This window comes from Bradyrhizobium sp. BR13661, from assembly GCF_029892425.1.
Lineage (GTDB): Bacteria > Pseudomonadota > Alphaproteobacteria > Rhizobiales > Xanthobacteraceae > Bradyrhizobium.
Window position 1 is genome coordinate 245,622 of the sequence record NZ_JARXWB010000005.1, and the last position, 23,637, is coordinate 269,258.

Annotated in this window: 23 protein-coding genes and 3 tRNA genes; 12 read left to right on the plus strand and 14 right to left on the minus strand. The window is 63.9% G+C overall.

The features are described from left to right. Window positions 1–24: 24 nt before the first annotated feature. From M2427_RS10860 to xylB, 3 genes are all read right to left on the minus strand, one after another. Window positions 25–1,065: a ribose ABC transporter permease gene (locus M2427_RS10860; RefSeq protein WP_280706265.1), complete on the minus strand. Its 1,041-nt coding sequence runs from the start codon at window positions 1,063–1,065 to the stop codon at window positions 25–27. After that, window positions 1,058–2,581 (minus strand): sugar ABC transporter ATP-binding protein, encoded by a 1,524-nt coding sequence (locus M2427_RS10865; RefSeq protein WP_280706266.1) that lies wholly within the window; start codon window positions 2,579–2,581, stop codon window positions 1,058–1,060. Before M2427_RS10865 ends, M2427_RS10860 begins: the two co-directional genes overlap by 8 nt. Before the next feature lie 124 nt (window positions 2,582–2,705). After that, window positions 2,706–4,151, minus strand: a complete 1,446-nt coding sequence (xylB, locus tag M2427_RS10870) for a xylulokinase (RefSeq protein WP_280706267.1) — start codon at window positions 4,149–4,151, stop codon at window positions 2,706–2,708. Between the two features lie 204 nt (window positions 4,152–4,355). Between xylB and M2427_RS10875 the strand changes: the two genes are divergently transcribed. Together M2427_RS10875 and M2427_RS10880 are read left to right on the plus strand one after the other, a co-directional pair. Continuing rightward, complete coding sequence (locus tag M2427_RS10875; RefSeq protein WP_280706268.1) at window positions 4,356–5,117, plus strand: hypothetical protein; 762 nt, start codon at window positions 4,356–4,358, stop codon at window positions 5,115–5,117. Then, window positions 5,105–6,442: a hypothetical protein gene (locus M2427_RS10880; RefSeq protein ID WP_280706269.1), complete on the plus strand. Its 1,338-nt coding sequence runs from the start codon at window positions 5,105–5,107 to the stop codon at window positions 6,440–6,442. Before M2427_RS10875 ends, M2427_RS10880 begins: the two co-directional genes overlap by 13 nt. Window positions 6,443–6,526: 84 nt before the next feature. Here the strand turns inward: M2427_RS10880 and M2427_RS10885 are convergent. The 3 genes from M2427_RS10885 to M2427_RS10895 form a co-directional block, all read right to left on the minus strand. Further along, window positions 6,527–6,600: transfer RNA gene (locus tag M2427_RS10885), tRNA-Gly, on the minus strand. Window positions 6,601–6,967: 367 nt separating this feature from the next. Further along, window positions 6,968–7,171 (minus strand): hypothetical protein, encoded by a 204-nt coding sequence (locus M2427_RS10890; RefSeq protein WP_280706270.1) that lies wholly within the window; start codon window positions 7,169–7,171, stop codon window positions 6,968–6,970. A gap of 27 nt (window positions 7,172–7,198) precedes the next feature. Continuing rightward, a complete protein-coding gene (locus M2427_RS10895; protein ID WP_280706272.1) occupies window positions 7,199–7,384 on the minus strand; it encodes a hypothetical protein in 186 nt (61 codons plus the stop codon). 204 nt (window positions 7,385–7,588) lie between these two features. On the opposite strand from M2427_RS10895, the gene M2427_RS10900 reads away from it, so the two are divergent. After that, entirely contained in the window at window positions 7,589–7,975 is a 387-nt protein-coding gene (locus tag M2427_RS10900; RefSeq protein WP_280706273.1) for a YciI family protein, read from the plus strand. 6 nt (window positions 7,976–7,981) lie between these two features. On the opposite strand, the gene M2427_RS10905 is transcribed toward M2427_RS10900, so the two are convergent. Further along, entirely contained in the window at window positions 7,982–8,572 is a 591-nt protein-coding gene (locus M2427_RS10905) for a TMEM175 family protein (protein WP_280706274.1), read from the minus strand. A gap of 127 nt (window positions 8,573–8,699) precedes the next feature. Between M2427_RS10905 and M2427_RS10910 the strand changes: the two genes are divergently transcribed. Beyond that, a complete protein-coding gene (locus M2427_RS10910; protein ID WP_280706275.1) occupies window positions 8,700–10,757 on the plus strand; it encodes an ATP-dependent helicase in 2,058 nt (685 codons plus the stop codon). 14 nt (window positions 10,758–10,771) lie between these two features. On the opposite strand, the gene M2427_RS10915 is transcribed toward M2427_RS10910, so the two are convergent. Further along, complete coding sequence (locus tag M2427_RS10915) at window positions 10,772–11,584, minus strand: outer membrane beta-barrel protein (RefSeq protein WP_280706276.1); 813 nt, start codon at window positions 11,582–11,584, stop codon at window positions 10,772–10,774. A 268-nt stretch (window positions 11,585–11,852) separates the two neighbouring features. Here M2427_RS10915 and M2427_RS10920 point away from each other — a divergent pair, with 268 nt between their 5' ends. The 3 genes from M2427_RS10920 (at window position 11,853) to M2427_RS10930 (ending at window position 16,244) form a co-directional block, all read left to right on the plus strand. Next, a complete protein-coding gene (locus tag M2427_RS10920) occupies window positions 11,853–12,728 on the plus strand; it encodes a helix-turn-helix transcriptional regulator (RefSeq protein WP_280706277.1) in 876 nt (291 codons plus the stop codon). 132 nt (window positions 12,729–12,860) lie between these two features. Next, on the plus strand, window positions 12,861–13,892 hold the full coding sequence (locus M2427_RS10925; RefSeq protein WP_280706278.1) for an LLM class flavin-dependent oxidoreductase: 1,032 nt from the start codon (window positions 12,861–12,863) through the stop codon (window positions 13,890–13,892). Between the two features lie 123 nt (window positions 13,893–14,015). Further along, window positions 14,016–16,244: an SUMF1/EgtB/PvdO family nonheme iron enzyme gene (locus tag M2427_RS10930; protein ID WP_280706279.1), complete on the plus strand. Its 2,229-nt coding sequence runs from the start codon at window positions 14,016–14,018 to the stop codon at window positions 16,242–16,244. 67 nt (window positions 16,245–16,311) lie between these two features. Here M2427_RS10930 and M2427_RS10935 read toward each other — a convergent pair whose 3' ends face one another. Further along, the gene (locus M2427_RS10935; RefSeq protein WP_280706280.1) at window positions 16,312–17,562 is read right to left on the minus strand and encodes an OmpA family protein; all 1,251 of its coding nucleotides are present in this window, start codon (window positions 17,560–17,562) and stop codon (window positions 16,312–16,314) included. A gap of 318 nt (window positions 17,563–17,880) precedes the next feature. Here M2427_RS10935 and M2427_RS10940 point away from each other — a divergent pair, with 318 nt between their 5' ends. Then, a complete protein-coding gene (locus tag M2427_RS10940) occupies window positions 17,881–18,249 on the plus strand; it encodes a hypothetical protein (protein ID WP_280706281.1) in 369 nt (122 codons plus the stop codon). Between the two features lie 121 nt (window positions 18,250–18,370). On the opposite strand, the gene M2427_RS10945 is transcribed toward M2427_RS10940, so the two are convergent. Next, window positions 18,371–18,456: transfer RNA gene (locus M2427_RS10945), tRNA-Tyr, on the minus strand. Window positions 18,457–18,663: 207 nt separating this feature from the next. Between M2427_RS10945 and rlmB the strand changes: the two genes are divergently transcribed. After that, window positions 18,664–19,497: a 23S rRNA (guanosine(2251)-2'-O)-methyltransferase RlmB gene (gene rlmB, locus M2427_RS10950; RefSeq protein WP_280706282.1), complete on the plus strand. Its 834-nt coding sequence runs from the start codon at window positions 18,664–18,666 to the stop codon at window positions 19,495–19,497. Window positions 19,498–19,551: 54 nt separating this feature from the next. Here rlmB and M2427_RS10955 read toward each other — a convergent pair whose 3' ends face one another. After that, complete coding sequence (locus M2427_RS10955; protein ID WP_280706283.1) at window positions 19,552–20,070, minus strand: hypothetical protein; 519 nt, start codon at window positions 20,068–20,070, stop codon at window positions 19,552–19,554. A 44-nt stretch (window positions 20,071–20,114) separates the two neighbouring features. Next, window positions 20,115–20,600, minus strand: coding sequence for a hypothetical protein (locus M2427_RS10960; RefSeq protein ID WP_280706284.1), 486 nt, complete (start codon window positions 20,598–20,600; stop codon window positions 20,115–20,117). A gap of 297 nt (window positions 20,601–20,897) precedes the next feature. Here M2427_RS10960 and M2427_RS10965 point away from each other — a divergent pair, with 297 nt between their 5' ends. Both M2427_RS10965 and M2427_RS10970 read left to right on the plus strand, forming a co-directional pair. After that, complete coding sequence (locus tag M2427_RS10965; protein ID WP_280706285.1) at window positions 20,898–21,344, plus strand: hypothetical protein; 447 nt, start codon at window positions 20,898–20,900, stop codon at window positions 21,342–21,344. A gap of 169 nt (window positions 21,345–21,513) precedes the next feature. After that, a tRNA-Thr gene (locus tag M2427_RS10970) sits at window positions 21,514–21,588 on the plus strand. 18 nt (window positions 21,589–21,606) lie between these two features. Here M2427_RS10970 and M2427_RS10975 read toward each other — a convergent pair. After that, on the minus strand, window positions 21,607–22,026 hold the full coding sequence (locus M2427_RS10975) for a GFA family protein (protein WP_280706286.1): 420 nt from the start codon (window positions 22,024–22,026) through the stop codon (window positions 21,607–21,609). Between the two features lie 60 nt (window positions 22,027–22,086). Then, window positions 22,087–22,794 carry a class I SAM-dependent methyltransferase gene (locus M2427_RS10980; protein ID WP_280706287.1) on the minus strand — a complete coding sequence of 236 codons (708 nt, stop codon included), beginning with the start codon at window positions 22,792–22,794 and terminating at the stop codon, window positions 22,087–22,089. A gap of 87 nt (window positions 22,795–22,881) precedes the next feature. On the opposite strand from M2427_RS10980, the gene M2427_RS10985 reads away from it, so the two are divergent. Beyond that, window positions 22,882–23,637, plus strand: a complete 756-nt coding sequence (locus M2427_RS10985) for a dienelactone hydrolase family protein (protein ID WP_280706288.1) — start codon at window positions 22,882–22,884, stop codon at window positions 23,635–23,637.

Here is a 23,637-nt window from a genome sequence, read left to right on the forward strand (position 1 = left end):
GCAATCAGATGCGCGCGGAGCATTTCAGGTTCTGGCGGAGCCTTGCAGCCGATAGCGATCAAGCGCCACGGCGCCGATGATCACCAGGCCCTTGATCACATATTGCCAGATGTCGGAGACGCCGGTGAGGATCAGGCCGTTCGAGAGCACGGCGATGATCAATGCGCCGACCAGCGTTCCCCAGATCGAACCGATGCCGCCGACAAAAGACGTGCCGCCGAGGATCACCGCCGTGATGGCGTCGAGCTCGTAGCTTTGGCCGAGTTGCAAGCCGTTGGCCGCATAGAGCCGCGCCGCCTGCATGCCGCCCCCGAGCCCCGCCAGCAATCCCGACACGCCATAGACGAAGATCAGGACGGCCCAAACCTTGATGCCGGCAAGCCGTGCCGCGCTCTCATTGCCGCCGACCGCATAGATGTGCACGCCCAGCACGGTTCGGCGCAGCACCAGCCACGAGACCAGAATGACGAGCAGTGCGATCACCGAGAGCCACGGGATCGACGCCACGCCTGGTATCAGCGTCAGCGAGCCGTTGCCGATGAAGGCATAGGGAATCGACGGGTTGAACACCGTGGTGTCGGCGCCGAGCAGCCGCGCCAGGCCGCGCACCGCGGTGAGCGAGCCCAACGTGACGATGAAGGGCGGCAGCCGCAACAGCGCGATCAGCGCGCCATTGACGACGCCGAAACCGAGGCCGGTGAGGACCGCGACCGGCAGCCACAGCGCGCTCAGCTCGGGCAATTTCGACATCGTCAATCCGGCCATCGCCGATGCCGCCAAGATCGAGCCGACCGAGAGATCGATGCCGCCGGTGAGGATGACGAAGGTCATGCCCGCGGCGAGCACGGTGTTGACGGCCGCCTGCTGCAAGACGATGCCGAGATTCTGTCCGGTGAAGAAACGGCCCTCCGACAGATAGTGAAAGCCGAGGCAAAGCAGCAGCAGCACCGGCAGCATGCCGGCCGCACGGATCAGCAGCCTGATGCGTTGGCGCTTGGTCGCCTCGGCAGCGGCGGGGCCGTTTGCCGTCACGGCCTTCGCCTGTGTCGATCCGTTGTCAGGCATCGAGATGCTCCGTCCCCGTGGCGAGGGCCATGATGTCTTCCTGAGTCAAAGGTGTGGTCTCGGTTCGCCTGACCTCGCCCGCGATCAGCCCCGACCGCATCACCAGGACGCGGTCGCAGATACCGATGATTTCAGGCAGATCGGACGAGATGACGAGGATCGCGGTGCCGGCCTTGGCGAGATTGTCGATGATCGAATAGATTTCCGACTTGGCGCCGACGTCGACGCCGCGCGTCGGCTCGTCGAGGATCAGCACCTTCGGCGCAATGGCGAGGAGCCGCGACAACAGCACTTTTTGCTGGTTGCCGCCGGAGAGGCCACCGGCGGGCACACCAACATTGGCGGCGCGGATGCTCAGTCCTGCGAAAGCCCTGTCGGCGCGCTCACGCGCCTTGTCGCGATCCAGGAACCAGCCGAGCTTGGCATCACGCCCGAGCACGGCGAGATTGATATTGTCCAGGCAGGACATATCAAGGAACAGGCCGAGTGCCTTGCGGTCCTCGGTCAGATAGGCGATGCCGGCCTCGAGCGCCTCGCCGGGTGTGCGGATGTCGATTGGCTGGCCTTCGAGCTCCAGATGGCCCGAGATCTTCGGGGCTGCGCCGACAATGAGATGCGCAAGCTCGGTGCGGCCCGCGCCGATCAGGCCCGCAAGCCCCACCACCTCGCCGGCATGCACCGTGAGCGAGCAGCCCTTGACACGCAGCCCGTCGGCCATGTCGCTGGCGTTAAGCACAGGATGCCCCTTCCCGGCCTCGGGATCATGATCCTTTTTATAGAAGGACGACACATCGCGCCCGACCATCATGCGGACGATGGCGTCGGCGCGGATATCCTGCTTGTCGAGCGAGCCGACCAGCCGGCCGTCGCGCAGCACGGTGACGCGATCGCCGAGCGCATAGACCTCGTCCATGCGGTGCGAGATATAGATGATGGCAAGCCCCTCAGCGCGAAGCTGGCGGATCAGGGCAAACAGCCGCTCGCTCTCGCCGGCGGACAACGCCGTGGTCGGCTCGTCCATGATCAGGATCTTCGAGCGCGCGTGCAGCGCACGCGCGATCTCGACGAGCTGTCGCTGCCCCATCGACAAATGCGCCACCAATGTCGACGGCAGAAAGTCCGCGCCCAGACGCTGCAGGATCGGACCAACACCCTCGCGCATGGCACCGCGCGCCAGCAAACCTGAACGCGACATCTCGCGGCCGAGATAAATATTCTCCGCAACGGTCAGATTGGGGGCCAAAGACAGTTCCTGATAGATAATCGAGATGCCCGCGGCGCGGCCGCCAAGCGGACCTTCGATCCTGACAGGCTTGCCCTCGATGCGGATCTCGCCACCGGGATCGGGCCGGTAGGCGCCCGACAGGATTTTCATCAGGGTCGATTTGCCGGCGCCGTTCTCACCCATCAAGGCATGGATTTCTCCGGCGTAAACCGTCAGGTCGACCGCACGCAGCGCCTTGATGCCGAAGAAAGATTTTGAGACTCCCCGCATCTGGAGGATCGGCTCGTTCATCGTGCCTCCCGGCGCACAATGCGTTTCCTGTCCGCGTTTCGTTTCGAGCGCGGTTCGCCCATTAAACAAAAGGCCATCGCCCAGGGCAACAGCGAACAGGGAGAAATGCGCAACCAAGGCGATGCTAGTGGCGCGGCCGATACAGTTCGCGCCAGGCGGGAAGCCGTTCGGCATAGGATTCGACCAGCGCGCGATCCGGCTGGAATGTCTCGACGCGTTGCGGTGGCGTGCAGACGGCTTCGATTGCCTCGCCGGTGACAGCAAGCCGCCCCAATCTTGCCGCACCGAATGCCGCTCCAGTCTCTCCCTCGGCGAAGCGATGAATGGGAACATCGAGAATGTTTGCCAGTACCGACAACCAGAACCGGGATCGCGAACCGCCGCCGATCACATCGGCTTCCCTCACCGCAATGCCGGCATCGCCGAGCGCGTCGCGGCAATCGGCCAGCGCGAAGGCAACGCCTTCGAGCACGGCCTGCACGATCGCCGTGCGGTCGGTGCCGTGACTGAGACCGTCGAGCATGCCGCGCACAACGGGATCGTCGTGCGGCGTCCGCTCGCCGGCGAGGTAAGGCAGGAAACTGACGGGAGAAGGAGCCTGCGGCCGCGACCCCAGCGGCGCCAGCAGCTCGGCTTCAGTGACACCGAACAGGCGCGCGGCCCAAGCCAGACACGACGCTGCCGAGAGGATCGCGCCGGCCTGAATCCACATGCCGGGAATGGCATGGCAGAAGGTGTGAACCACGCGGTCCGGATTGGCGGCGATATGGTCTGATGGCGTCAGCAGGGCACCTGAGGTTCCCAGCGAGATGAACGCGGTTCCCGGCGCGATCGCGCCGATGCCGATGGCGCCCGCCGGATTGTCGCCGGCGCCGCCCGCGATCATTGGGTGCCTCGCCATGCCCCAACGCTGCGCGAACTCGGCGCGCAACCTTGCGGTGGGCGCGCATCCCTCGACCAGGCGCGGCATGTGCGTGCGCGACAGGCCGGTCGCGGCCAATGCCGCATCCGACCAGTCTCGCCGCGCCGCGTCGAGCCAGAGCGATCCCGACGCGTCCGAGACGTCCTCGATCGCCTCGCCCGACAGCACCAGGCGCAGATAGGCCTTGGGCAGCAGGACGCGTTTGGTGGCCGCAAAGATCTCAGGCTCGTGCTTTGCGATCCAGAGCAGCTTTGGCGCCGCAAAGCCTGGCATCGCCTTGTTGCCTGTTACCGCGCGCAAGGCGGGCCAGCGCTGCTCCAGGATGCGGCACTCCGCGGCGGAACGCCCGTCGTTCCAGAGGATGCAAGGCCGCAATGGCTTGTCGTTCGCATCGAGCAGCGTGGGACCATGCATCTGGCCAGACAGGCCGATGCCCTCGACCGCCGCCAGCTCTCGTCCATGCGAGGCCTTCAAGGCGTCCAGCGTGGCAAAGGTCGCCTCAATCCACTGCGCCGGGTCCTGCTCGTAAAAACCTTGATGCGGCGAGTCGATCGTCAGCGTCCGGCTCACGCTCGCAATCACGCGCTGGGCGCCGTCGACGAGAACGGTCTTGACCGCGGAGGTGCCGAGATCGATGCCGAGATACATGGATGCTCAAAAATTGCTGACGTCTGGATGGACGACGCGGCGTCGGCTGGTCCGATCTCAATCCAACCAGCTGGGTCGCGTCAAGTCTGCGGCGCCAGTTGCGCGCATGGGCATGCGACATGCAGATAGTCAACAAAGTGCGAATGTGATTATATAACTTCCGCGATAGATACGGAGTGAGCTCAACCGGCGAGTTTTCGCCGTATGATGCAGGGTCAGAAAATGAGACGACTGCTTATTTTCGCGCTCGTTTTTCCGATGATATTTTGCATATTTGTCGGCTCCCTTCATGCGCAAGACGAGCAATGCCGCACGAACCCGACGCCACAGTGCCAGTGTGCATGCCGGGACGTGCGCTCCGTTGTATCGTTTGCGCCGCGCGGAACGTGTCGGATCATCGAGCCGGGCGGAGGCGCCTGCCAGCTTCGTTGGTTCGACGCCGCACGCCCCAAGGACGAAAAAGTGCTCGACCCGAATGCAGCTGCGGGGCCATATCGTCAATTTCTGGATCGGGTGCGCAGCGGCAACCTGCCGACGAAAGCGCGCGACATATCGTTTCTCCGCGTCGAGTTGCTCGAAGAAAAAGTGAAGGGCCGTGGAATTGAATTGCCGCCCGGATCTACTCCGACCGAGACGGCCGCGGCCTATCTGTCCCTCGATCCGAATGAGCTCGAACCAGAACCGTTGCTCGTCGCCCTGTTGATCCTGTTGGGACCTGGGGTGTCCGCCGCCACAAACGACGAAGTCGCTGCGGCGCTGGTCGATTATCTCGCGAACGAGCCCAAGATCATTCTCGGTCGATTGCAGTCCGAAAGGCCTGAAATCGTTTCAGTCAGGACCGGCTCACTCGAGTTCAGGGATGAGAGCGCACGCGGCTGCCTTGAGTTGGTCATCAGCGGCTCTCGACCGGTCACTTTGATGGTCAAGTCGCCCCGGGCAGCAGGTAGAAGCCGATGCCGCGAATAGGATTCCTGATCTTCCTACTCCTCGCAACGATAGGCCAAGCCGCTGCGATCGGGGTCGAGACCATTCGCAAACATCCGCAAGGCACCGATGTTGCCTTGATATTCGTACACGGACTTGGCGGCGGTCCTTGCTCAACTTTCGAAAGCGCCGTGGCGAATGCCAATGACGGCGATCGAACCTTCGAATGCCCGCGCTATGAACCCGGCAAGCGGCTGCTGAATGGAAAGCCGCCACTCAGCTGGTTCACGATTTTCGAGCGCGATCGCGCAAATCCGCTGCCCGGCGGTCGGACGCTCGGGGACGTCGACCTGTACACGGTTAGCTATATGGATGCGGCTCCGGCGACGATTTCGGCAACAGGAATCGGCGAGTCGCTTGCACACAATCCCGAGTTTCTTCGTATCCTGGATGAATACAACAACGTCCTGTTCGTGGCTCATAGTCTCGGCGGTATTGTTCTGCGGCGCGCGATCGTACGTTTGCAGTTGAACGGAGAACAGGCGCGTCTCGACCGGATCATTGGCGTCGGTCTTCTCGGTTCGCCCTCTGAAGGCGCCCCTCTTGCCGACCTGGTCTCGGATTGGGGTTGCTGGGTTCCAGCCATCATGCGCAAGGTTTGCTGGGGCGAGTATGTCGCTCAGTGGTACGGCGCGGGCTGGCATCAGATTGCCGACCTGAAAACACTCGATGGCCATAATCACCTTTTGGAGGGTCTGCAGACTGACTGGGGCACCGTGGTCAAGAAGCGTCAGGGAAAATCGCTTCTGGTCTCATGTGCGTATGAAACTGTTCCGCAAATCCCGACGCTTAAATTGTCGGTTGTCGAGCGCATCTATACCCACACGGCGGGATGCTTCGAGCAGGAGGCGATCACCCAGAATCATACTGATTTGAGTAAACCGGTGGACGTTGAAGACAATCGGCATCAGTGGTTGCGCCGGACGATCTTCGATGCACTTCAGGCCGTCGAAGACAACAAAGTCCGCACCTGGTCGCCAAGTGAGCCTCTCGGCGAGCTGATCGACCACATTCAGAGCGACGCCCATCAGCCACGTCTGCCCGGCGCCTTGGGAGAAAGCGTGCGGGTGCGATCCGAATCCGAGGCTGAAGTCAATGCACTTCGCCTGAAGCCGGATAGTCGCAATCATGGCGGCCCGACCTGGGGAGCTCTCTTGAAGTCGATTGCGGCCTCAAATTCTTGCTTGAAAGTCCAATCCGACCGTCGTCGCCGGGAATTTGAGGTATGGACTGAGAGGGCAGTGGCGTGCCCAACTTCAAATGAACGAAGTCCGATCTTTGCCTGCGATCCGCGGTTTTGTCCTTGACGTCGCGATAGACGAGATCGGGTCGCCAAATCGCGGCGCGCTCCGCGGCGATACAAAAAATCGCAGAGCGCCGCCGAAAGCCATTGGAGCGGGTGAAGGGAATCGAACCCTCGTATTCAGCTTGGAAGGCTGCTGCTCTACCATTGAGCTACACCCGCGACAGGGGCTCCCTAACACGGCCGGGCGGCGGTCTCAACTGCTCTGGGGGCGGCTATCGGGCAGGTTTTCCCGGTTGCGAACAGGGTCAGTTCCCTCCGCTTTTGCCGGCCCCTTAACAGCGGCGGCCTTCCGGCCTATATTCAGGTCTCCCGCAATCAACGAAAGGAGGTGATCCAGTGTCTTTTACCAAGCGCTGTCACCTCGCTGGGATCGCCCGCTAAGCTCTCAATAGGACTTGGCATCGGGGCGCTCTCAGCCCTGGACCAGCGAGCAAGAAATCGGGCGCGACGGGGTCTCCCCGCCGCGCCTTTTCTTCGGATTTGCCTCATTCGGGATTTGCCTTAAGGGGGTGAAGCGGGCCCCCGTTCAGAGCGTGCGAAGGCGCTCGCGCACCGCCACCGCAGCGATCAGCAGGCCGATGCACCAGGCTACGGCAGCCCGAGGAGGTTCGTCGCCGTGCAATACCGTGAAGATGCTAAAGACCACGCAGGGCCCGATGGCGTTGCTGTTCCGGCTCACGAGTGAGAGCAGGAACGGCAGCGCAGCGATCGTGATTTGCAGGCCGCCCATGGTTGTGCGCCGCTTGGCTCAGCAAGCTTAGAATCCGAAGATGGCGAGCACAGACGGACGCTTGCCGCGGCGCGTTTCGATCATGCGCTCGCCACCGCTCTCGTCAGAGCTACCGTAATAGCGGTGATGGCCGGCCTGGTCGTGCAGATCCGCAGGCTCCGACTTGCCCGCCCGCCGCGCGTCGCAGATGATCTTGATGGTCTGACCCGACATTGCCGCCTCCGATAGTCCTTGATTGCTCTTGGTGGCCATCAGTCGCGTCGAATCTGGCCGGCGTTCACGCCGCTCCGCGGCAATCGGGTTTCAGAATGGTTTCGTCAGCATCGCCGCGACGCAATATAGTGGGCCCGGCCATTGTCGGTTCCGGCGGCGGCCATACGTCCTTCGGGCTGTGCGCCCCAAAAAATTGAGGTGGAAATGCTCTACGCAATCCTGGCCTACCACGTGGAAGACGAGCTCTTGGGTTGGACACCGCAGGAGGACGCTGCTGTGGTCGCCAAGGTCATCGAGGTCCAGGCGCCTTTGCGGGCCAGCGGACACCTTGGGCCGGCGGCCCGTCTGGACGATACGAAAAAGGCCCGCACGTTGCGTGGCCCCGGCGCGGGCATCGTTCTGGACGGCCCATTTGCCGAGACCAAGGAGCAGTTGCTGGGCTTTCACCTCGTCAACTACGACACGGACGAGGAGGCGATCGCGGCGGCACGGAAGCTGCGCGAGGTCAATCCGAGTGCGGTCTACGAAATCCGCCCGGTCAAGCTTTACGTGCCGGCCGATGGGTTCGGCGCGACACGCACGGGCGCATAACGACAGTCATGCCTTCGTCTGGTCCGCCCTGAAGACGCGGCGGATCAGGAAGCCTCCAAAGGCCAGAAACCAGACAAACTGCGCCTTCTCGGGCGCCACGGCAGCCACAGCCGTTCCCAACGCCAAGACCAGCATCGGGAAGATCGCGCCCGCGATCTCGTGGCGCCGCGCGCCAGGCACGGCCAGCCACCACAGCCACGCATTGAAGCCTGAAATTGCGGTCAGATGCAGCCCGTACAGCACCGCGACGGCACTGCTGACACGATAATTGATGTACAGCCCGTTCGTGACCGGGAGCATGATGATGGACAGCAGGAAGAACAGGTTGAGCAGCACGACCCCACGCCCCGCCTCGGGCTGCCGCACCAGCCGGCGGTGATGGCTGATCCAGAACACGCCGGCGATGATGAAGCTGAGCGCGAGGCCGACAAGCTTGCCGGAATAGACGTCTCCGAGATCGCTCCAGGTCGGAACGCTGGCGAACGATCCCGCCTTCGGCAGATCGTAGGCGAGCAGCGTCATGGCGACACCAAAAATGGTGTTGCTCAGCGATTCCAGCCGGCGCATCTCGAAAAGGTCGGACGTGGGATCGGCCATCTCTGCGGACCCTTCCGGGCTGGAACCTGGGCTGTCCCCCTCCCCTAAATCCTCAGGCGACTTTCGTCCAGCCGCATTGCGATTCGCCCGGGGATCGTTGATTCTGCCGGCTTCATCGGGGCGATTCGTGACGTCATATCTGGACACGCTCAATGCGGAGCAGCGCCGCGCCGTAGAGCATGGCGTGGCCGACGGCGCGACCGTGGGGGCTCCCCTGCTCGTCATTGCCGGTGCCGGTTCCGGCAAGACCAATACGCTCGCCCACCGCGTTGCCCATCTGATCGTCGCAGGCGCCGACCCGCGCCGTATCCTGTTGATGACATTCTCCCGCCGCGCCGCCGCCGAGATGGCCGGCCGCGTCGAAAGGATCGCCCGAAAAGTGCTGGGCGAGAACAATGCCGCGATCATGCGCGATGCGCTGACCTGGGCCGGCACCTTCCACGGCATCGGCGCGCGTCTCCTGCGCGAATATGCCGAGCGGATCGGCGTCGATCCCGCCTTCACCATCCACGACCGCGAGGATTCCGCCGACCTGATGAACCTGGTCCGGCACGAGCGCGGGCTGTCGAAGACCGAGAGCCGCTTTCCAGCCAAGGGCACCTGCCTCTCCATCTATTCGCGCTGCGTCAATGCCGAGATGGAGATCGAGAGGGTGCTTGGCCAGCATTATCCCTGGTGCGCGGGCTGGGCCGCAGAGCTGAAGGCTCTGTTCGCAGCCTACGTCGAGGCCAAGCAGAGCCAGCACGTGCTCGATTACGACGATTTGCTGCTCTACTGGTCGCAGATGATGAGCGATGCGCTGATCGCCGAAGAGATCGGCGGCCGCTTCGATCACGTGCTGGTCGACGAATATCAGGACACCAACCGCCTGCAATCCTCGATCCTCCTGGCGCTCAAGCCGGACGGACGCGGGCTCACCGTGGTCGGCGACGACGCGCAGTCGATCTATTCGTTTCGTGCTGCAACCGTGCGCAACATCTTGGACTTTCCGCAGAGTTTTTCGCCGCGCGCCGAGACGATCACGCTCGACCGCAACTATCGCTCGACGCAACCCGTGTTGGCAGCAGCCAACGGCGTCATTGGCCTCGCGCGCGAGCGCTTCACCAAGAATCTCTGGACCGACCGCACCTCCACGCAAAAACCGCAGCTCGTCACAGTCCATGACGAGGCCGACCAGGCGCGCTACATCGTCGAGCAGGTGCTGGCCAATCGCGAGCAAGGCGCGCTGCTCAAGCACCAGGCGGTGCTGTTCCGCACGTCGTCGCATTCGGGCCCGCTGGAGATCGAACTGACCCGCCGCAACATTCCGTTCGTGAAGTTCGGCGGGCTCAAATTCCTCGATGCCGCCCACGTCAAGGACGTGCTGGCGCTGCTGCGTTTCGCCGAGAACCCGCGCGACCGCGTCGCGGGTTTTCGCATCCTGCATCTGCTGCCGGGCATCGGGCCTGCCACCGCGCAGCGCGTGCTGGACCAGATGGCGGAGAGCCCCAATCCGCTGCACGCGCTCGCCCAGCTCCCGGTGCCACCGCGCACAGGCGATGACTGGAGCGCCTTCGTCCGCACCGTCGAAAATTTGCGCTATTCGGAATGGCCCGCCGATCTCGAACGCGTCCGGCTCTGGTACGAGCCGCATCTCGATCGCATCCACGAGGATTCCGAGACGCGCCGCGCCGATCTGATGCAGCTCGAGCAGATCGCGAGCGGCTATTCCTCGCGCGAAAAATTCCTGACCGAGCTCACGCTCGATCCGCCTGATGCGACCAGCGACAAATCAGGACCGCCATTGCGCGACGAGGATTATCTGATCCTCTCCACGATCCACTCGGCCAAGGGCCAGGAGTGGAAGTCGGTGTTCGTGCTCAACGTCGTCGACGGCTGCATGCCCTCCGATCTCGGCGCCGGCACCTCTGCCGAGCTCGAAGAGGAGCGCCGCCTGCTCTATGTCGCGATGACCCGCGCCAAGGACGATCTGCATCTCGTGGTGCCGCAGCGCTTCTTCGTCCACGGCCAGGCCGCCAAGGGCGACCGCCACGTCTACGCCTCGCGCACCCGCTTCATCCCGGAGCAGTTGGTCTATTTGTTCGAGCGCACCGCCTGGCCAAAAGCCGCTGCGGCCGGCGCGCGCGCCGCATCGCAGGGCCCGAAAATCGACATCGGCGCGCGGATGCGGGGGATGTGGCGGTAGGCCAGCAGCCGAGTTCAGAAATTGTAATTCAGCCCGGCCCGAACCAGATCGATCGTGGTACTCGACCGCGCATTGAGAAAGCTTGGCGCGAATGGCGTGCCGCCGTAGAGGCTGCCGATCATCGGATAGTTGCTGCTGCCGAGATCGACGTGCAGATACTCGACCTTCAGGCTGAGGTTTTGCGTAAAGCGCTTTTCACCGCCGATGCCGGCCGCCCAACCGGTCGCGATGCGCGACGAGCTTCCGGCGAAGCACGACGTGAATCCATAGAACGGACCACACGCGAAGGCGTAGCCGAAATTGCCGATCGAATTCGACGCGCCGGCCGGTAGTGACACGCTGGCCGATTCACCCACGCGTCCATACGCGAAGCCGCCGGTGGCGAAGAGCAGGAGATCCGGCGAGGCGAGAAACCCGATGCGTCCGCGCACCGTGCCGACCCAGTCGATGTTCCGGCTGACATTGAACGTCGCTGGCTGCGTGCCAAACAGGCTGAGCGGCACCGAGGCGCTGGATTTCAAGCTGGTGGCCGCGATATCGGCCTCGACGCCGACCACGCCGCGGCCGGCAAACTGCCAGTCATAGCCGACCTGCCCGCCGCCGAGCCCACCATTAGCATTGAGAGAGGCCGAGACCGGTGGAACGACGGGCTGCCCGAACGACAGACTCTGCGTGAGCGCATCTCCCGGAAGTGCCGTGACGCCGCCCCGCGCCCAGCCGTAGCCTCCATTGAGGCCGGCGTAGAATCCCGTCCAGTTGATCTCGCCGGCGTCCGCGGACACACATCCACCGAGAACCAATAGCGCCGCCGCAAGGGCCTTCTTCATATCGCGTCCTGTCAATGTCGCACCAGCCCGCGAGCTGGCGCGCGCGGCCCGTCCGTGGATTCGAAGGCAATCCTAGAAGATGCCGCACGGAGGTCTCGGCGCTCCGCGCAGTCGACACCGCAATTCACGCAACCACGCGCAAATGTTGCCCCTGTTGCGGACGCGTCACAACGACGGGCCGGCGGCTCCTGACATCCTGGGTGTCAGTTCGAACCGGGCTCGCGAGGCGCGCGACCAAGCTTCGGATCTTGGCGGGGGTACAATCAGTTTGACGACCGAACGCGCGACGCGTTTCCTGTTCAGCACGGACGATCTGCCGCCCGAGGACAGGCTTGCCATCTGGCTCGAGGACCTCGACGACTCCCATATGCGGTTCGAGATCGCACGCCGCGACGTCAGCCCAAGCGAAACGCTCGAGAACGGCAACGGCGATTTCGCGTTCAGCTGGATCACGCCATCCGGCGATCGCCTTGGCAAAGGCGGTGCGTCTCCACGCGACGCGAGCGACGGCATTTTCCTGGTCCATGGCGCGCCCGGCTCGCGTGTGATCGAGGGCCGCATCCGGCTCACCAATGTCCGGCTGGACGGCGCGCTGGTTCGCAGCAAGATTCCCGATGTCAACGAGCGCCTGTCGCATCGATTGCCTTCGGACGGCGTCGCGCTTCGCCTCCTGCAGGCCTATGTCGATACGCTCCTCGCAACTGGCATTCCAGCCGACCCGCTGCTTGCCCATGTCATCAATGACCATCTCGTCGATCTGATCGCGGCTGCCTTGCGGCCGGGCGACGACGATTCCGAGCACACCGCGGCAGGTGCAATCTCGGCGGCGCGACTTGCCGCGGCGAAGGCCGACATCCGCACCCATCTCGCCGATCCGACGCTGTCGGCGAAACACGTCGCGCAGCGGCTGGGTCTGTCGGAACGATCGATCTATCTGCTGTTCGAGCGCAACGGTCTGAGCTTCGCCGCCTTTGTCACGGACGAACGGCTCCAGCGCGCCATGACCATGCTTGTGGAGCCCGGCAGCCGGCAGCTTCGCATCGGCGACATCGCCTTTGCCGCGGGGTTTGGCGACATCTCGACATTCAACCGGGGCTTCCGCCGCCGCTATGGGCGAACGCCGTCCAGCCTGCGACGCCCGTGATCCGATCAACGGCCGCGCCTAGGGCCGCACGTCCCGGATTGAAAACGGAAACCGAGCATTTCCGGAATGCCACCTTGTGGGCAGGCTGCGGTCCATTAAATCTGGCCGATCCTCCCCGCAGAGACCTGATCGATGACCGCACCGCTCGAATTCGGACTGGATACCTTTGGCGACGTCACCAAGGACGCCGCCGGCAACATGCTTCCGCATGCGCAGGTGATCCGCAATGTCGTCGACGAGGCGGTGCTGGCCGACGAGCTCGGGCTCGACTTCATCGGGCTCGGCGAGCACCACCGGTCTGATTTCGCGATCTCCTCGCCAGAAACCGTGCTGGCTGCGATCGCATCGCGCACCAAGCGCATCCATCTCGGCTCGGCGGTGACGGTGCTGAGCTCGGACGATCCCATCCGCGTGTTCCAGCGCTTTGCGACGCTGGATGCACTCTCCAACGGACGTGCCGAGGTGATTCTCGGCCGCGGCTCGTTCACCGAATCCTTTCCGCTGTTCGGCTTCGACCTGCGCAAATACGAGGAGCTGTTCGAGGAAAAACTCGATCTGTTCGCCGCGCTGCTGTCGCAGAAGCCGGTGACGTGGCAGGGCAAGCTGCGTCCGCCGCTGAAGGAGCAGCTGGTCTATCCGCCGGTCGAGAACGGCCAGCTCAAAACCTGGATCGGCGTCGGCGGCAGTCCGCAATCGGTGGTGCGGGCCGCGCACTACGATCTGCCCTTGATGCTCGCCATCATCGGCGGCGATCCCGAGCGCTTTGCGCCTTACGTCGACCTCTATCACCGCGCGTTCAAGGAATTCGGCCGCCCTGCGCAGCCGATCGGGGTGCATTCGCCTGGCTATGTCGCCGAAACGGATGAGCAGGCGCGCGAAGAGCTCTGGCTCGACTACAAGGCGATGCGCGACCGCATCGGCCGCGAGCGCGGCTGGCCGCCGATGGGCCGCGACGAATTCGTCAGCGAGGCCGAGCACGGCTCGCTCTATGTCGGCTCGCCGGAGACGGTGGCGCGCAAGATCGCCAAGACCGCGAAGACGCTCGGCATCGCGCGGTTTCAGCTGAAATATTCGGCGGGACCGTTGCCGCACGAGAAGCTGATGAACAGCATCGAGCTTTACGGGCGTAAGGTGGTGCCGATGGTGCGGGAGCTGCTTCGGTAACGTGGCGCTGCTTCTTCTATCATCCAGGAGCGACAGATTCCGGCGCTGGCTGTGAGCGGGATCACAGAGCATGATCCGAAACGGTGTTCTCTATCGTCATTTGCGGTTATGCTGGAAGGCATGATGCGTTTCGTCTCGGCAATCTTCCTGGTCGTTTGTGCTGTCTGCCTGTTCTGCGAACCCGCCTTTGCAGACCGGCGGATTGCGCTGGTGATTGGCAATTCCGCCTACGAGCGGGTGCCGCAGCTGCCCAATCCGGCAAACGACGCCACCGCCATGGCGGAGATGTTCAAGAAGGCCGGCTTCGATACGGTCGCGCTCAAGCTCGACGTCAAGGCGGTCGACATGCGCCGCAGCTTGCGCGATTTCTCCGAAGCCGTGCGCGATGCCGATCTCGCCATCATCTATTACGCCGGCCATGGCCTCGAAATCGACGGCAACAACTACCTCGTCCCCGTCGACGCGATCCTCGAACGCGATATCGATGCCTATGACGAGGCGATTCCGCTCGATCGGCTGCTGGCGGTGGTCGAGCCCGCGAAGCGGCTGCGGATGGTCATCCTCGATGCCTGCCGTGACAATCCGTTCTCCAAACGGATGAAGCGGCCCGTGGCCTCACGCTCGCTCCAGCGTGGATTGGTGATGGTCGAGCCAAACAGTCCGAATACGCTGGTCGCCTTCGCGGCCAAGGCCGGGTCGACCGCCGACGATGGCGACACCGCGAACAGCCCGTTCACGACGGCCCTGGTCAAGCATCTGCCGGTTCCCGGCCTCGACGTCCGGAAAGCCTTTGGTTTCGTCCGCGATGACGTCTTGAAGGTGACGAACTACAGGCAAGAGCCGTTCATCTACGGCTCGCTCGGCGGCGATGACGTGGCTCTTGTGCCGCTGCCGGCCGCTCCGAAAATCGATCCGGCCGCAGTCGTGCGTGACGACTACCAGCTCACCTCGCAGATCAACGTCGTCGCAGCCTGGGATTCCTTCCTCGCCAAATATCCCAATGGCTTCTACAGCGACCTCGCTCGCGCGCAGCGCGACAAGCTGATCGCGGCAAACGATGCCGAGCAGGCGCGCCTTGCGGCGGAAAGAAAGGCCCTCGACCAGGCCAAGGCGACCGAGGACGCACGGATCGCGGCGTCAAAGATCAAGGCCGCAGAAGAGGCAAGAGCCGCGAAAGCGGCTGAGGAATCGAGAGCCGCGAAGGCGGCTGAAGAAGCGAGAGCCGCTAGAGCGGAACAGGCCAAGGCCGCCAAGGCCGCAGAAGAAGCCAAAGCTGCGAAAGCGGCGGAAGATTTCAGACTTGCGGAAGCGGCGCGGGCAAAAGCTGCGCAGAGCCAGCAACTGGCTGCGATCCTGCCCGGCGATCCCAGAGCCGCTCCAGGCGCCGGCAACGTTGCGCCGCGCCCACAAGGCGGCTGCGCGACGACGGAGCCGCAGGCCGTCTCGCTACCGCTTGACGCGGCGAGGTCGCTGTCGCTTCCGGAGGAATGCGGCCTGAAGCCGAAGCAGAGTTTCAGGGAGTGCCAGAATTGCCCGGAGATGGTGGTGATCCCATCAGGTGAATTCATGATGGGCTCGCCCGCCAGCGAGATCAGCAACGGCCTCGCGGCCGCCAATGAAGCGCCGCAACACAAGGTGATGGTCAAGGAGACGATCGCCATCGGCCGCTTCGAGGTGACGCGCGATCAGTTCGCCGCTTTCGTCACAGCCAGCGGCTACACGCCCGGCAGCCGGTGCTTCACGTTCGAACAGAATTTGCCCAGGGAGCGCGAAGGCCGCTCATATCTCGTGCCCGGCTACGCACAGGACGGCAACCATCCCGCCGTTTGCGTCAGCTGGAACGACGCCCAGGCCTATGTCGACTGGCTGTCGAGAACGACGGGCAAGCCGTACCGGTTGCTGTCGGAGGCCGAATTCGAATATGCGGCGCGCGCCGGCAGCACCCAGCCCTATGCATTCACCGACAATCCCGCCGATCTGTGCCGCTATGTGAACGGCGCCGATCAATCGGCGAGGAATGCGGGCCTGCCGGAGGATGCTCCCTACATGCCCTGCAGCGATGGCTATCCCTTCACCGCACCGGTCGGCGCGCTCAAGGCCAACGCCTTCGGCCTCTCCGATCTGATCGGCAATGTCTGGGAATGGACCGCCGACTGCTTCACCGACGACTATCGCAATACCGGCGCCGACAGCGCAGCGCGTTCACAAGGGAGCTGCGAGGCGCGGACGGTGCGTGGCGGCGACTGGTTCTCGGCAGCGGCGTCGCTGCGACCTGCCATACGCGCCAAGGCCGGCCCTGATGCGCATCACGACGATATCGGCTTCCGGGTGGCGCGCACGCTCGCGCATTGACGCTTCGAACGAAAATCCCGGCTCCAATTCGTTGGAGCCGGGATCAAAGATGTGAAGCCGTTTCAGATCAGGTCGATCGGCCGCCGGGCGCGCCGCCACACGGCGAGACCTTGAATTCGACGCGGCGATCGAGCACGTCGCTGGCATCGTCCCTGCCCGTGCCCACGATCATCTCGCGCGAACCCTTGCCGCTCGCGACAAGCCGTCCCCGCAGCGACTTCTCGTTGTCCTCGAGACGGTCCTTGATGTAGTCCGCACGCAGCACCGACAGGCGGTCGTTCACCGCCGGCAGGCCGGTCGCGCTGGTATGGCCGACCACTTCGAGGCAACCCTGCTTGGCGGCGGTGCGCTCCGCGATCTTCTCGAGCCAGGCGTCGTAAGGCGCACGCAAATTGCGATCGCTGACGAACAGGGTTGAGCCCGGCTTGAACAGGAATTTCACCGCAAGTTTGTCGCTCGACAGACCGTAGTCGACCACCTTGCCGAAGGCATCCATCGCGGCGCGGGTGCGACGGAGCTTGGCGTTGGCGAGATAGATGCCGTTGAACACGCGAAGCTGCTGGCCGCCCGGCGTCTTCGCAGCGCTCTGATACGCATCGAGCGCATCGCGATAACGTCCTGCGTCGTAAGCTTCGATGCCGTCATTGACCAGCGAGGCCACCACGATGCGGTCGGCATAGGCCTGATCGACGGTGTCGCCAACCTTGGTGCCCTGGCAGGTCTTGATGTAGCTGTCGGTCGATGCATCCTTGGCGAAAACCGGACTGTCGTTGAAGAAAGCGGCGGGCGTCGGGTCGATGCCTTCGGGCAGTGCGCGCGCGACGCCCTTGGAGATGATCGTCTTGGTCTTCATGTCGGCGAGCGCGAGGCAGATGCGGTAGGCATCCTTCGCTCCGCCCGCGACGCCGGCATTGTTGACGGCGGTGAACGTGCCGATCAGCACGACGGGTGCCTTGGAGACGACGTCCGAGGAGAAACGCGCGACTTCAAAGCGCGGATAGCTGCTCTTGACGAGATCGGTGATGCGCTTCTCTTCCAGATGCGTCGCCTTGGATTGCGCACCGGTCACACCGTCGATCAAGGGATCGATCACCAGCGTTACCTTGTCCGGGGCGCCATTGAGATTGGCCTTGGAGAAGAGATCGTTGGCTGCCTTCAGCAGCGCGGCGTCCAAGGGAACCGGCGTCGGTGGCGGCGGCGGGCTTGCGGCCGGCGGAGGCGCCTGGGCTGGCGCAGGCGTCTGCGCCTGGGCGAGGCCGGGCACAGTGCTGCAGATCACACACAACATCAATCCGAGCGAACCGCGGGACATTTTCATCGTTGAGCCTCCCATTGCAAATGCCTGCTTGTAGCAACGATATTTGACGATTGAAGGTGATCTACTTCACTGTTTCCTCGCACACGCGATCAGGATCGTGATGCGCGGCGCAGAGAAGGAAGATCGTGCGGCGGCTCGAGTTTCTGCTTGGCCTCGGCCGCACCAAGGCTTGATGTGTATCAATGCTCGTTGCCTGACGACGGTTAGCGTTGAGGTACAGTTTCTCTGGACAGATGCAATCAAAAACCCGGATGAGGCCACTCAGCCGTCGGTATGTCGTTCACAACTCACGTGCCGGCCCCACATAGGAGCGTTCGCATGGTCAACCTCCGTCTGATCACGTCCATCTGCGCGGCAGCGTTTCTGCTGACGTCCCACGCGCCGCTTGCGCAAGCAGGTCAAGTCAAGATGTCCTGTTTCGTACTTCCGCCGTACGAGGGGACCTTGAAGTTCCTCAACGAGGGTCCCGGAACCGCTCCGGCCAACTCGATCTGGCAATGGTCATTCGGATTCCCGGGCCCGGCCACCGGCTATTGTAGGCTCGGCAAGCCGCTTCCGCCGCATGGTTCGGTCGTGGTTTCGACGGGACACATCACCAGCCTCATCTCGACGTGCGAGGTGAAGCGGGTCTATCTGCTGCCCAAGAAACCGTTTCCCGTCATACCGATTTGCGGCGGGAAGCCATAGGGCAGTCACGCGGCGTGTCCGCCTACGCCCTGCGGGCTACGGCGCGACAGCCTTCGCTCACTTCGCGCCATGGAGATCTTGGCTGGCTTGCCGAGCCGAAGCTCGCGAAGCGAGCGAAGGCTGGTGGGGGAGGCAGGACTCGAACCTGCGAAGCCATAAGGCGGCTGATTTACAGTCAGCTCCCTTTGCCACTCGGGACACTCCCCCGCTCGACGGCAGCACAATCGGGCCGGACCTTGCCGGCGGACCGAAGACGGCCATGGAACGTGAAGGCCGCGACAGCCCGGATGGGGGCGCGACCGGGCGCGTTTATGGGCGAAGGGGTGGGGCAAAGTCAACCGAGGCGAACAGCTAAAATCGTCCCCGAACCCACCCAAATTGCCATATTCGGGGACCCGTGACACAAGCGAGCCCATGAAGGATCGAAAATTCGTCCCCAAGGGCCCCCGCGGCGGGTCTAAGCCTTTCAACAGACCGGGAAAATCGGCCGGCCGGCCGGCCTGGCGCGAGCGCGATTCGCACCCCGACGGGCCGGTCATCCTCTATGGCTGGCACACCGTCACCATGGCGCTGGCCAACCCGCAGCGCCGGATCCGCAAACTGACGCTGACCGAGAACGCCGCGCGGCGCCTGGCGGACGAAAACATCCAGACCCGGATCGCGCCCGAGATCGTCCGGCCGCATGACATCGACCGCCTGCTCTCGCCCGACGCCGTGCATCAGGGCCTGCTCGCCGAGGCTGATCCCCTGCCCTCGCCCGACATCGAGACCTTGAGCCAGGAAGGCATAGTGCTGGTGCTCGACCAGATCACGGACCCGCACAATGTCGGCGCCATCCTGCGCTCGGCCGCGGCCTTTGCTGTGAAGGCGATCGTCACCACCGCACGTCACAGCCCCGAAGCAACAGGCGTGCTTGCCAAGGCCGCCTCCGGCGCGCTGGAGCTGGTGCCCATGATCACAGTGCAAAACCTCGCGCGTGCGCTGAACGAATTGAACGACCGCGGCTTCCAGACGGTCGGCCTCGATAGCGAAGGCACCGAAGACCTCTCTGATGTCACACTGCGCGAGCCGCTCGCGCTGGTGCTCGGCGCCGAGGGCAAAGGCTTGCGGCAATTGACGCGCGAGACTTGCAGCATCGTCGCGCGGCTCGACATGCCCGGCGAGATCAAGAGCCTCAACGTCTCGAACGCGGCCGTGCTCTCGCTCTATGTCGGCGCGAGCCGGCTTGGGCTGATGAAGCGAAAATAAAACAAAACGCCCGGCGGTAACGCCGGGCGTTTGATTGACTCAACCGATCAGAGATCAGTAATAGCGGCGCAGCACGCGATGGCCGCCGTAATACGGCTGATAGCGAGGAGCGTAGCCATAGCGCGGGCCGTAGCCGTAATGCGGGCGCGGCAGGTAGCCGTAGCGCGGGCCATAGCCGTAGCGATACGGACGGTAGTACGGGCGGCGATAGGGATAAGCGGCCGGCGCTTCGACGGCCGCAGCGCGATAGCCGTAGCCGTAGCCATAATTGCCGGGCGCGACGACCGCATCTTCCTGGTAGGTCGGGGTCGGCGCGAAGGCGCCCGGGCCGGTGTAGGTCGGGCCCTGGTTGACGTAGTAGTATTGCGTGGTCGGCTCGGCGAGGCGCTGATAGCCATAGCCGGCACCATAACCATAGCCGGCTCCGTAGCCGTAACCGCCGCAGCCGGTGTTGCAGCCCGAGAACACCGGCGCAACCGGCTGGCACGGATTGAAGCCGCAGGCCATGGCGGGCGCAGCGCCCACAAACATCACGGCAGCTGCCGCGACCAGTCCCGAAATCATCTGACGCATTACTCTCTCCTGTTGATTTCCGTCTTTTTGGATTCTGACGTTTCTCAACCCGGCGGCTTGCCGGGTATTTCTACATGCGGCCGTGGTCGCGGAGGCCGCGGTCGGTCATTGATTTCAGGCGCGAGGATCACCGGCGGCGGATTGACCGGCACATCCATTTGCGGCGGCAGCGGCGCGGACGATGCGCCCCAGCTCTGGTAATAGCTCTGCGCCGGCTTCGGCAATTTGCGGTTCGCGGGCGGCTCGACCTCGAGGCGGCCATAGCCGGGTCGCAAGCCCATGCTCGGATAATAATGACCGACATCGGTAGGCTGCCGCTCAGGAACGTACACCCCGCCATAGATCGTGGGCTGCACCTGGATGTTCTTGCCAAGGCCCCAGGCACTTTCGACGACGGTGTAGGACGCATCGATATTGTTGATGATGATGGGCACGCCGGGACGGACGGGCACGACGATATCGAAACCGCCGCCGGCAAAGGCCGTGGCAGGCAGTCCGATCAGAAAGGCTGCGAGCGCGGATGCGCGCATGGAACGATCCCGGTTATCCGGGCCACAACCTACCGGATTGCAGCGTAGAGAGGGTTAAGGACCACTGACCAAATTCCGGTAAGCCTAACGCGTAAGGATCGCGCGCCGCGAAAATGCTGCAACGCGCACTAGCGAAGTGTTAACGAGGCACCAGCACATCGCACGCGCGCGGAGTTGCGTGGCACAAATTGCACATCCTGGGCGGGTTCACGTCGATGTGACACGGCAAGCGAGAAACCGCGGAACGCCAGCGTGATGTCGCGCTTAGCCCAGTCTCAACAACATGGAGAAAATGCCATGACGAGCCCAAAGCTTCTTGGCTTGGCCGCAATCGTTGCGTCCACGCTGGCCACATCGGCGTTCGCGCAGACTCCGGCCGACAATGCGGCCCGCTGCGCGGGACTATTCCAGGATCCCAACTGCCAGAACCTCAGCCCCGCCACGACCGATCGTGCCTATCGCCGGCGGCACATGGCCCATCGGCACGTGACCGGGGATGAGCAGGCGCAATCGGGCTTCTGGCCGCTCGACACGGCTGACGCGGTGGCAGGCGCCGCCGTCGGGACCGCAGCAGCGGTCGCCACGGCGCCGTTCCAGGGCTGGGGCAATTCCTACGCGAGCTATGACCGCGGGGGTCCCGGCTGGTACGGCAATTGGAATGCCTATGCCGCCCGCAACGGCATCGTGTGCAGGCCCGGCACCTGGTTCAAGGGCGAAGACGGCCGGCAGCACCTTTGCCAATAGGCCCACAAAGCGCGCGAAATGCTTCAGGCGGCCCCGAAAGGGCCGCCTGTTTCTTGTCACCGAAGGCCACCGCAGGTTCTGGCACTTCGCAGACAAGTCTGGTATTGCGACCGCGCACAAGCGGATGGGCCGGCCTGCCGGAACCCGCGCGGGGGCTCCTCGCAAAGTGGCCGGCTTAGCTCAGCGGTAGAGCAGCGGTTTTGTAAACCGAAGGTCGGGGGTTCAATCCCCTCAGCCGGCACCAGCGCTCGATGCACGTTCCTCAGCTTGACGTCTTCGATATGCTGCCGTGTTGCAGATGCTGGATATCCGCGCCGTCAATATTGACCCAGCCATGCTTCGACCGCTCGAACACCGATTTTGACGGCGCCGGGAAATTCGGGTCGGCGATTGCGCCGACGGCGACGCCGATCGTCGCCGGAAATCTGTCGGGCTTCCAATAGACCGTCGAGCCGCAATCGGGACAAAAATAGCAGCGGACCTTGCCGCCGCTCTCGCCGGTGCGAACATATTCCCTCGCCGCTCCGGAGATCCTGACGGCATCGACCGGATAGAAAGCACCCACGCCGAACGGCGCGCCGGTCCGCCGCTGGCATTCGAGACAGTGACAGGCCGCGACCAGATTGGCCGGCCCTGGCAGCGACAGCGCAAGCGCGCCACAACTGCATCTGGCATCGATCATTGACCATGCTCCTTCGTCTATTTGTTTCGGGGTTGCGGCAGGTCGCGGCGATGATGGCCGTCAGGCAGGCTCAGCGACGCCTTCCGGCAGATCATCGAGCCGCCAGAGGCCGAGGCTCTTGTCGCGCCAGCCGCCTCCACCCTCGTCGCAGCGCTCGTTGATCAGTTCGCGCGGCGGGGGCCAGTCGAACGGCGGCTTCGTCATGTTGAGCGCGCGCCAGTCGCCGTCCTCGCAATCGCTGTTATCTTCCCACTCGGGAAACGTCGTGACCAGCAGAAATTGCGCGCCGCTCGCGCGAAAACGTGACATGGCGCGCGCCATGTTCTGGAAGCTCAGATGCACGAGACAGTCGCGGCACAGGATCAAGTCGCATGCCGGCAACTCATCGCGCGTGATGTCGGCGACGAGAAAACGGCCCCGCAACTCGCCTTGGGCGACGCGCGCGCTGCTGGCCGCGATCAGCGACGGCACGATGTCGATGCCGGTATAGTCTACATCGAGTTGCTTGCTGCCGATCCAGCCCGCATCGCCGCAGGGCGCATCGAGCAGCGAGCGCACACCGAGCCGCTGCAACAGGCCCGGCAGCGCTTCGCGGATCGCGGCAGCGGCAAGATCCTCCGACCCAAGCCCCGAGACCGAGGTCGCAGCCCCCCACAGATTGGTCCGCTCGATCCGCTCGAAGCGCGCAGCGAGATCGAGGCCGGCAAAATTCTCGCGGTCGGCAACGAAGCGCTCATGGGCGAGCACGGGGGGACGTTTGGAGATCATCGGCTGGAACTCGCGCCAAGATTTCGTCGCAAGCATACTATACGGACAAGGCATTCAATCCGGAATGTCCCGCGGGGAAAGTCGCTGATGATCACCCGACGAACCGCCCTGGCCGGCCTCGTCACCCTGCTGGCACCTATCGCTGCGCGTGGCGCTGCCGGCGAAGAGTTCAAGGTCGTCTCCGGCGGGGACAGCCTCTCGGTGCTGCGCTATGCGGCGGCCGGACCCCAGAAGCGCCCAGCCGTGATCTCGCTGCACGGCGCCCGCGGCATCGAGATCAAGCCCCGCGCCTATGAGCGCTACGCCGACGCGCTGGCGGCTCACGGCATCGACACCTATTTCCTCCGCTACATGACGTCGGCCGATATGGCTGCGTTGACGGCCACCACGCATGAGGTCCGCGAGGCCTATGAGACAACGCGGTTCGACGGATGGGCCGACACGGTCGCCGCCACCGTGACGGCAGTGCTCGACCGACCCGACAGTTCGGGACGCATCGGCCTGCTCGGATTTTCGCTGGGCAGCTACATCGCCGCCGAGGCCGCAGCGCGCGACAGCCGCGTCGCGGCTCTCGCGGTACTCTATGGCGGCATGCCCAAGGCCATGACCACCAAGCTTAACCACCTGCCGCCGCTGATCGGGCTGCATGGCGAGGCCGACAAGAACGTCCCGATCGAGGAAGGTCGGCAACTGGTCGCGCTCGGCAAATCGGTCGGCGCCGAGACCGAATTCGTGCCCTATCCCGGGAGAGCCCACGGCTTTGATTTCTCCGAGAGCGATCCAATGGCTCAGGATGCGATCGATCGGGTCACGCGGTTTTTCCAGGCCAGGCTCGCGGCCTGA

Coding starts and splice junctions, on each gene's coding strand:
- M2427_RS10880 (WP_280706269.1), top strand. CDS start 5,105: ATGCCGCGAATAGGATTCCTGATCTTCCTACTCCTCGCAACGATAGGC.
- M2427_RS10890 (WP_280706270.1), bottom strand. CDS start 7,171: ATGGGCGGCCTGCAAATCACGATCGCTGCGCTGCCGTTCCTGCTCTCA.
- M2427_RS10860 (WP_280706265.1), bottom strand. CDS start 1,065: ATGCCTGACAACGGATCGACACAGGCGAAGGCCGTGACGGCAAACGGC.
- M2427_RS10895 (WP_280706272.1), bottom strand. CDS start 7,384: ATGTCGGGTCAGACCATCAAGATCATCTGCGACGCGCGGCGGGCGGGC.
- M2427_RS10985 (WP_280706288.1), top strand. CDS start 22,882: ATGATCACCCGACGAACCGCCCTGGCCGGCCTCGTCACCCTGCTGGCA.
- M2427_RS10865 (WP_280706266.1), bottom strand. CDS start 2,581: ATGAACGAGCCGATCCTCCAGATGCGGGGAGTCTCAAAATCTTTCTTC.
- M2427_RS10900 (WP_280706273.1), top strand. CDS start 7,589: ATGCTCTACGCAATCCTGGCCTACCACGTGGAAGACGAGCTCTTGGGT.
- xylB (WP_280706267.1), bottom strand. CDS start 4,151: ATGTATCTCGGCATCGATCTCGGCACCTCCGCGGTCAAGACCGTTCTC.
- M2427_RS10965 (WP_280706285.1), top strand. CDS start 20,898: ATGACGAGCCCAAAGCTTCTTGGCTTGGCCGCAATCGTTGCGTCCACG.
- M2427_RS10930 (WP_280706279.1), top strand. CDS start 14,016: ATGCGTTTCGTCTCGGCAATCTTCCTGGTCGTTTGTGCTGTCTGCCTG.
- rlmB (WP_280706282.1), top strand. CDS start 18,664: ATGAAGGATCGAAAATTCGTCCCCAAGGGCCCCCGCGGCGGGTCTAAG.
- M2427_RS10960 (WP_280706284.1), bottom strand. CDS start 20,600: ATGCGCGCATCCGCGCTCGCAGCCTTTCTGATCGGACTGCCTGCCACG.
- M2427_RS10915 (WP_280706276.1), bottom strand. CDS start 11,584: ATGAAGAAGGCCCTTGCGGCGGCGCTATTGGTTCTCGGTGGATGTGTG.
- M2427_RS10940 (WP_280706281.1), top strand. CDS start 17,881: ATGGTCAACCTCCGTCTGATCACGTCCATCTGCGCGGCAGCGTTTCTG.
- M2427_RS10935 (WP_280706280.1), bottom strand. CDS start 17,562: ATGAAAATGTCCCGCGGTTCGCTCGGATTGATGTTGTGTGTGATCTGC.
- M2427_RS10875 (WP_280706268.1), top strand. CDS start 4,356: ATGATGCAGGGTCAGAAAATGAGACGACTGCTTATTTTCGCGCTCGTT.
- M2427_RS10955 (WP_280706283.1), bottom strand. CDS start 20,070: ATGCGTCAGATGATTTCGGGACTGGTCGCGGCAGCTGCCGTGATGTTT.
- M2427_RS10975 (WP_280706286.1), bottom strand. CDS start 22,026: ATGATCGATGCCAGATGCAGTTGTGGCGCGCTTGCGCTGTCGCTGCCA.
- M2427_RS10980 (WP_280706287.1), bottom strand. CDS start 22,794: ATGATCTCCAAACGTCCCCCCGTGCTCGCCCATGAGCGCTTCGTTGCC.
- M2427_RS10925 (WP_280706278.1), top strand. CDS start 12,861: ATGACCGCACCGCTCGAATTCGGACTGGATACCTTTGGCGACGTCACC.
- M2427_RS10905 (WP_280706274.1), bottom strand. CDS start 8,572: ATGGCCGATCCCACGTCCGACCTTTTCGAGATGCGCCGGCTGGAATCG.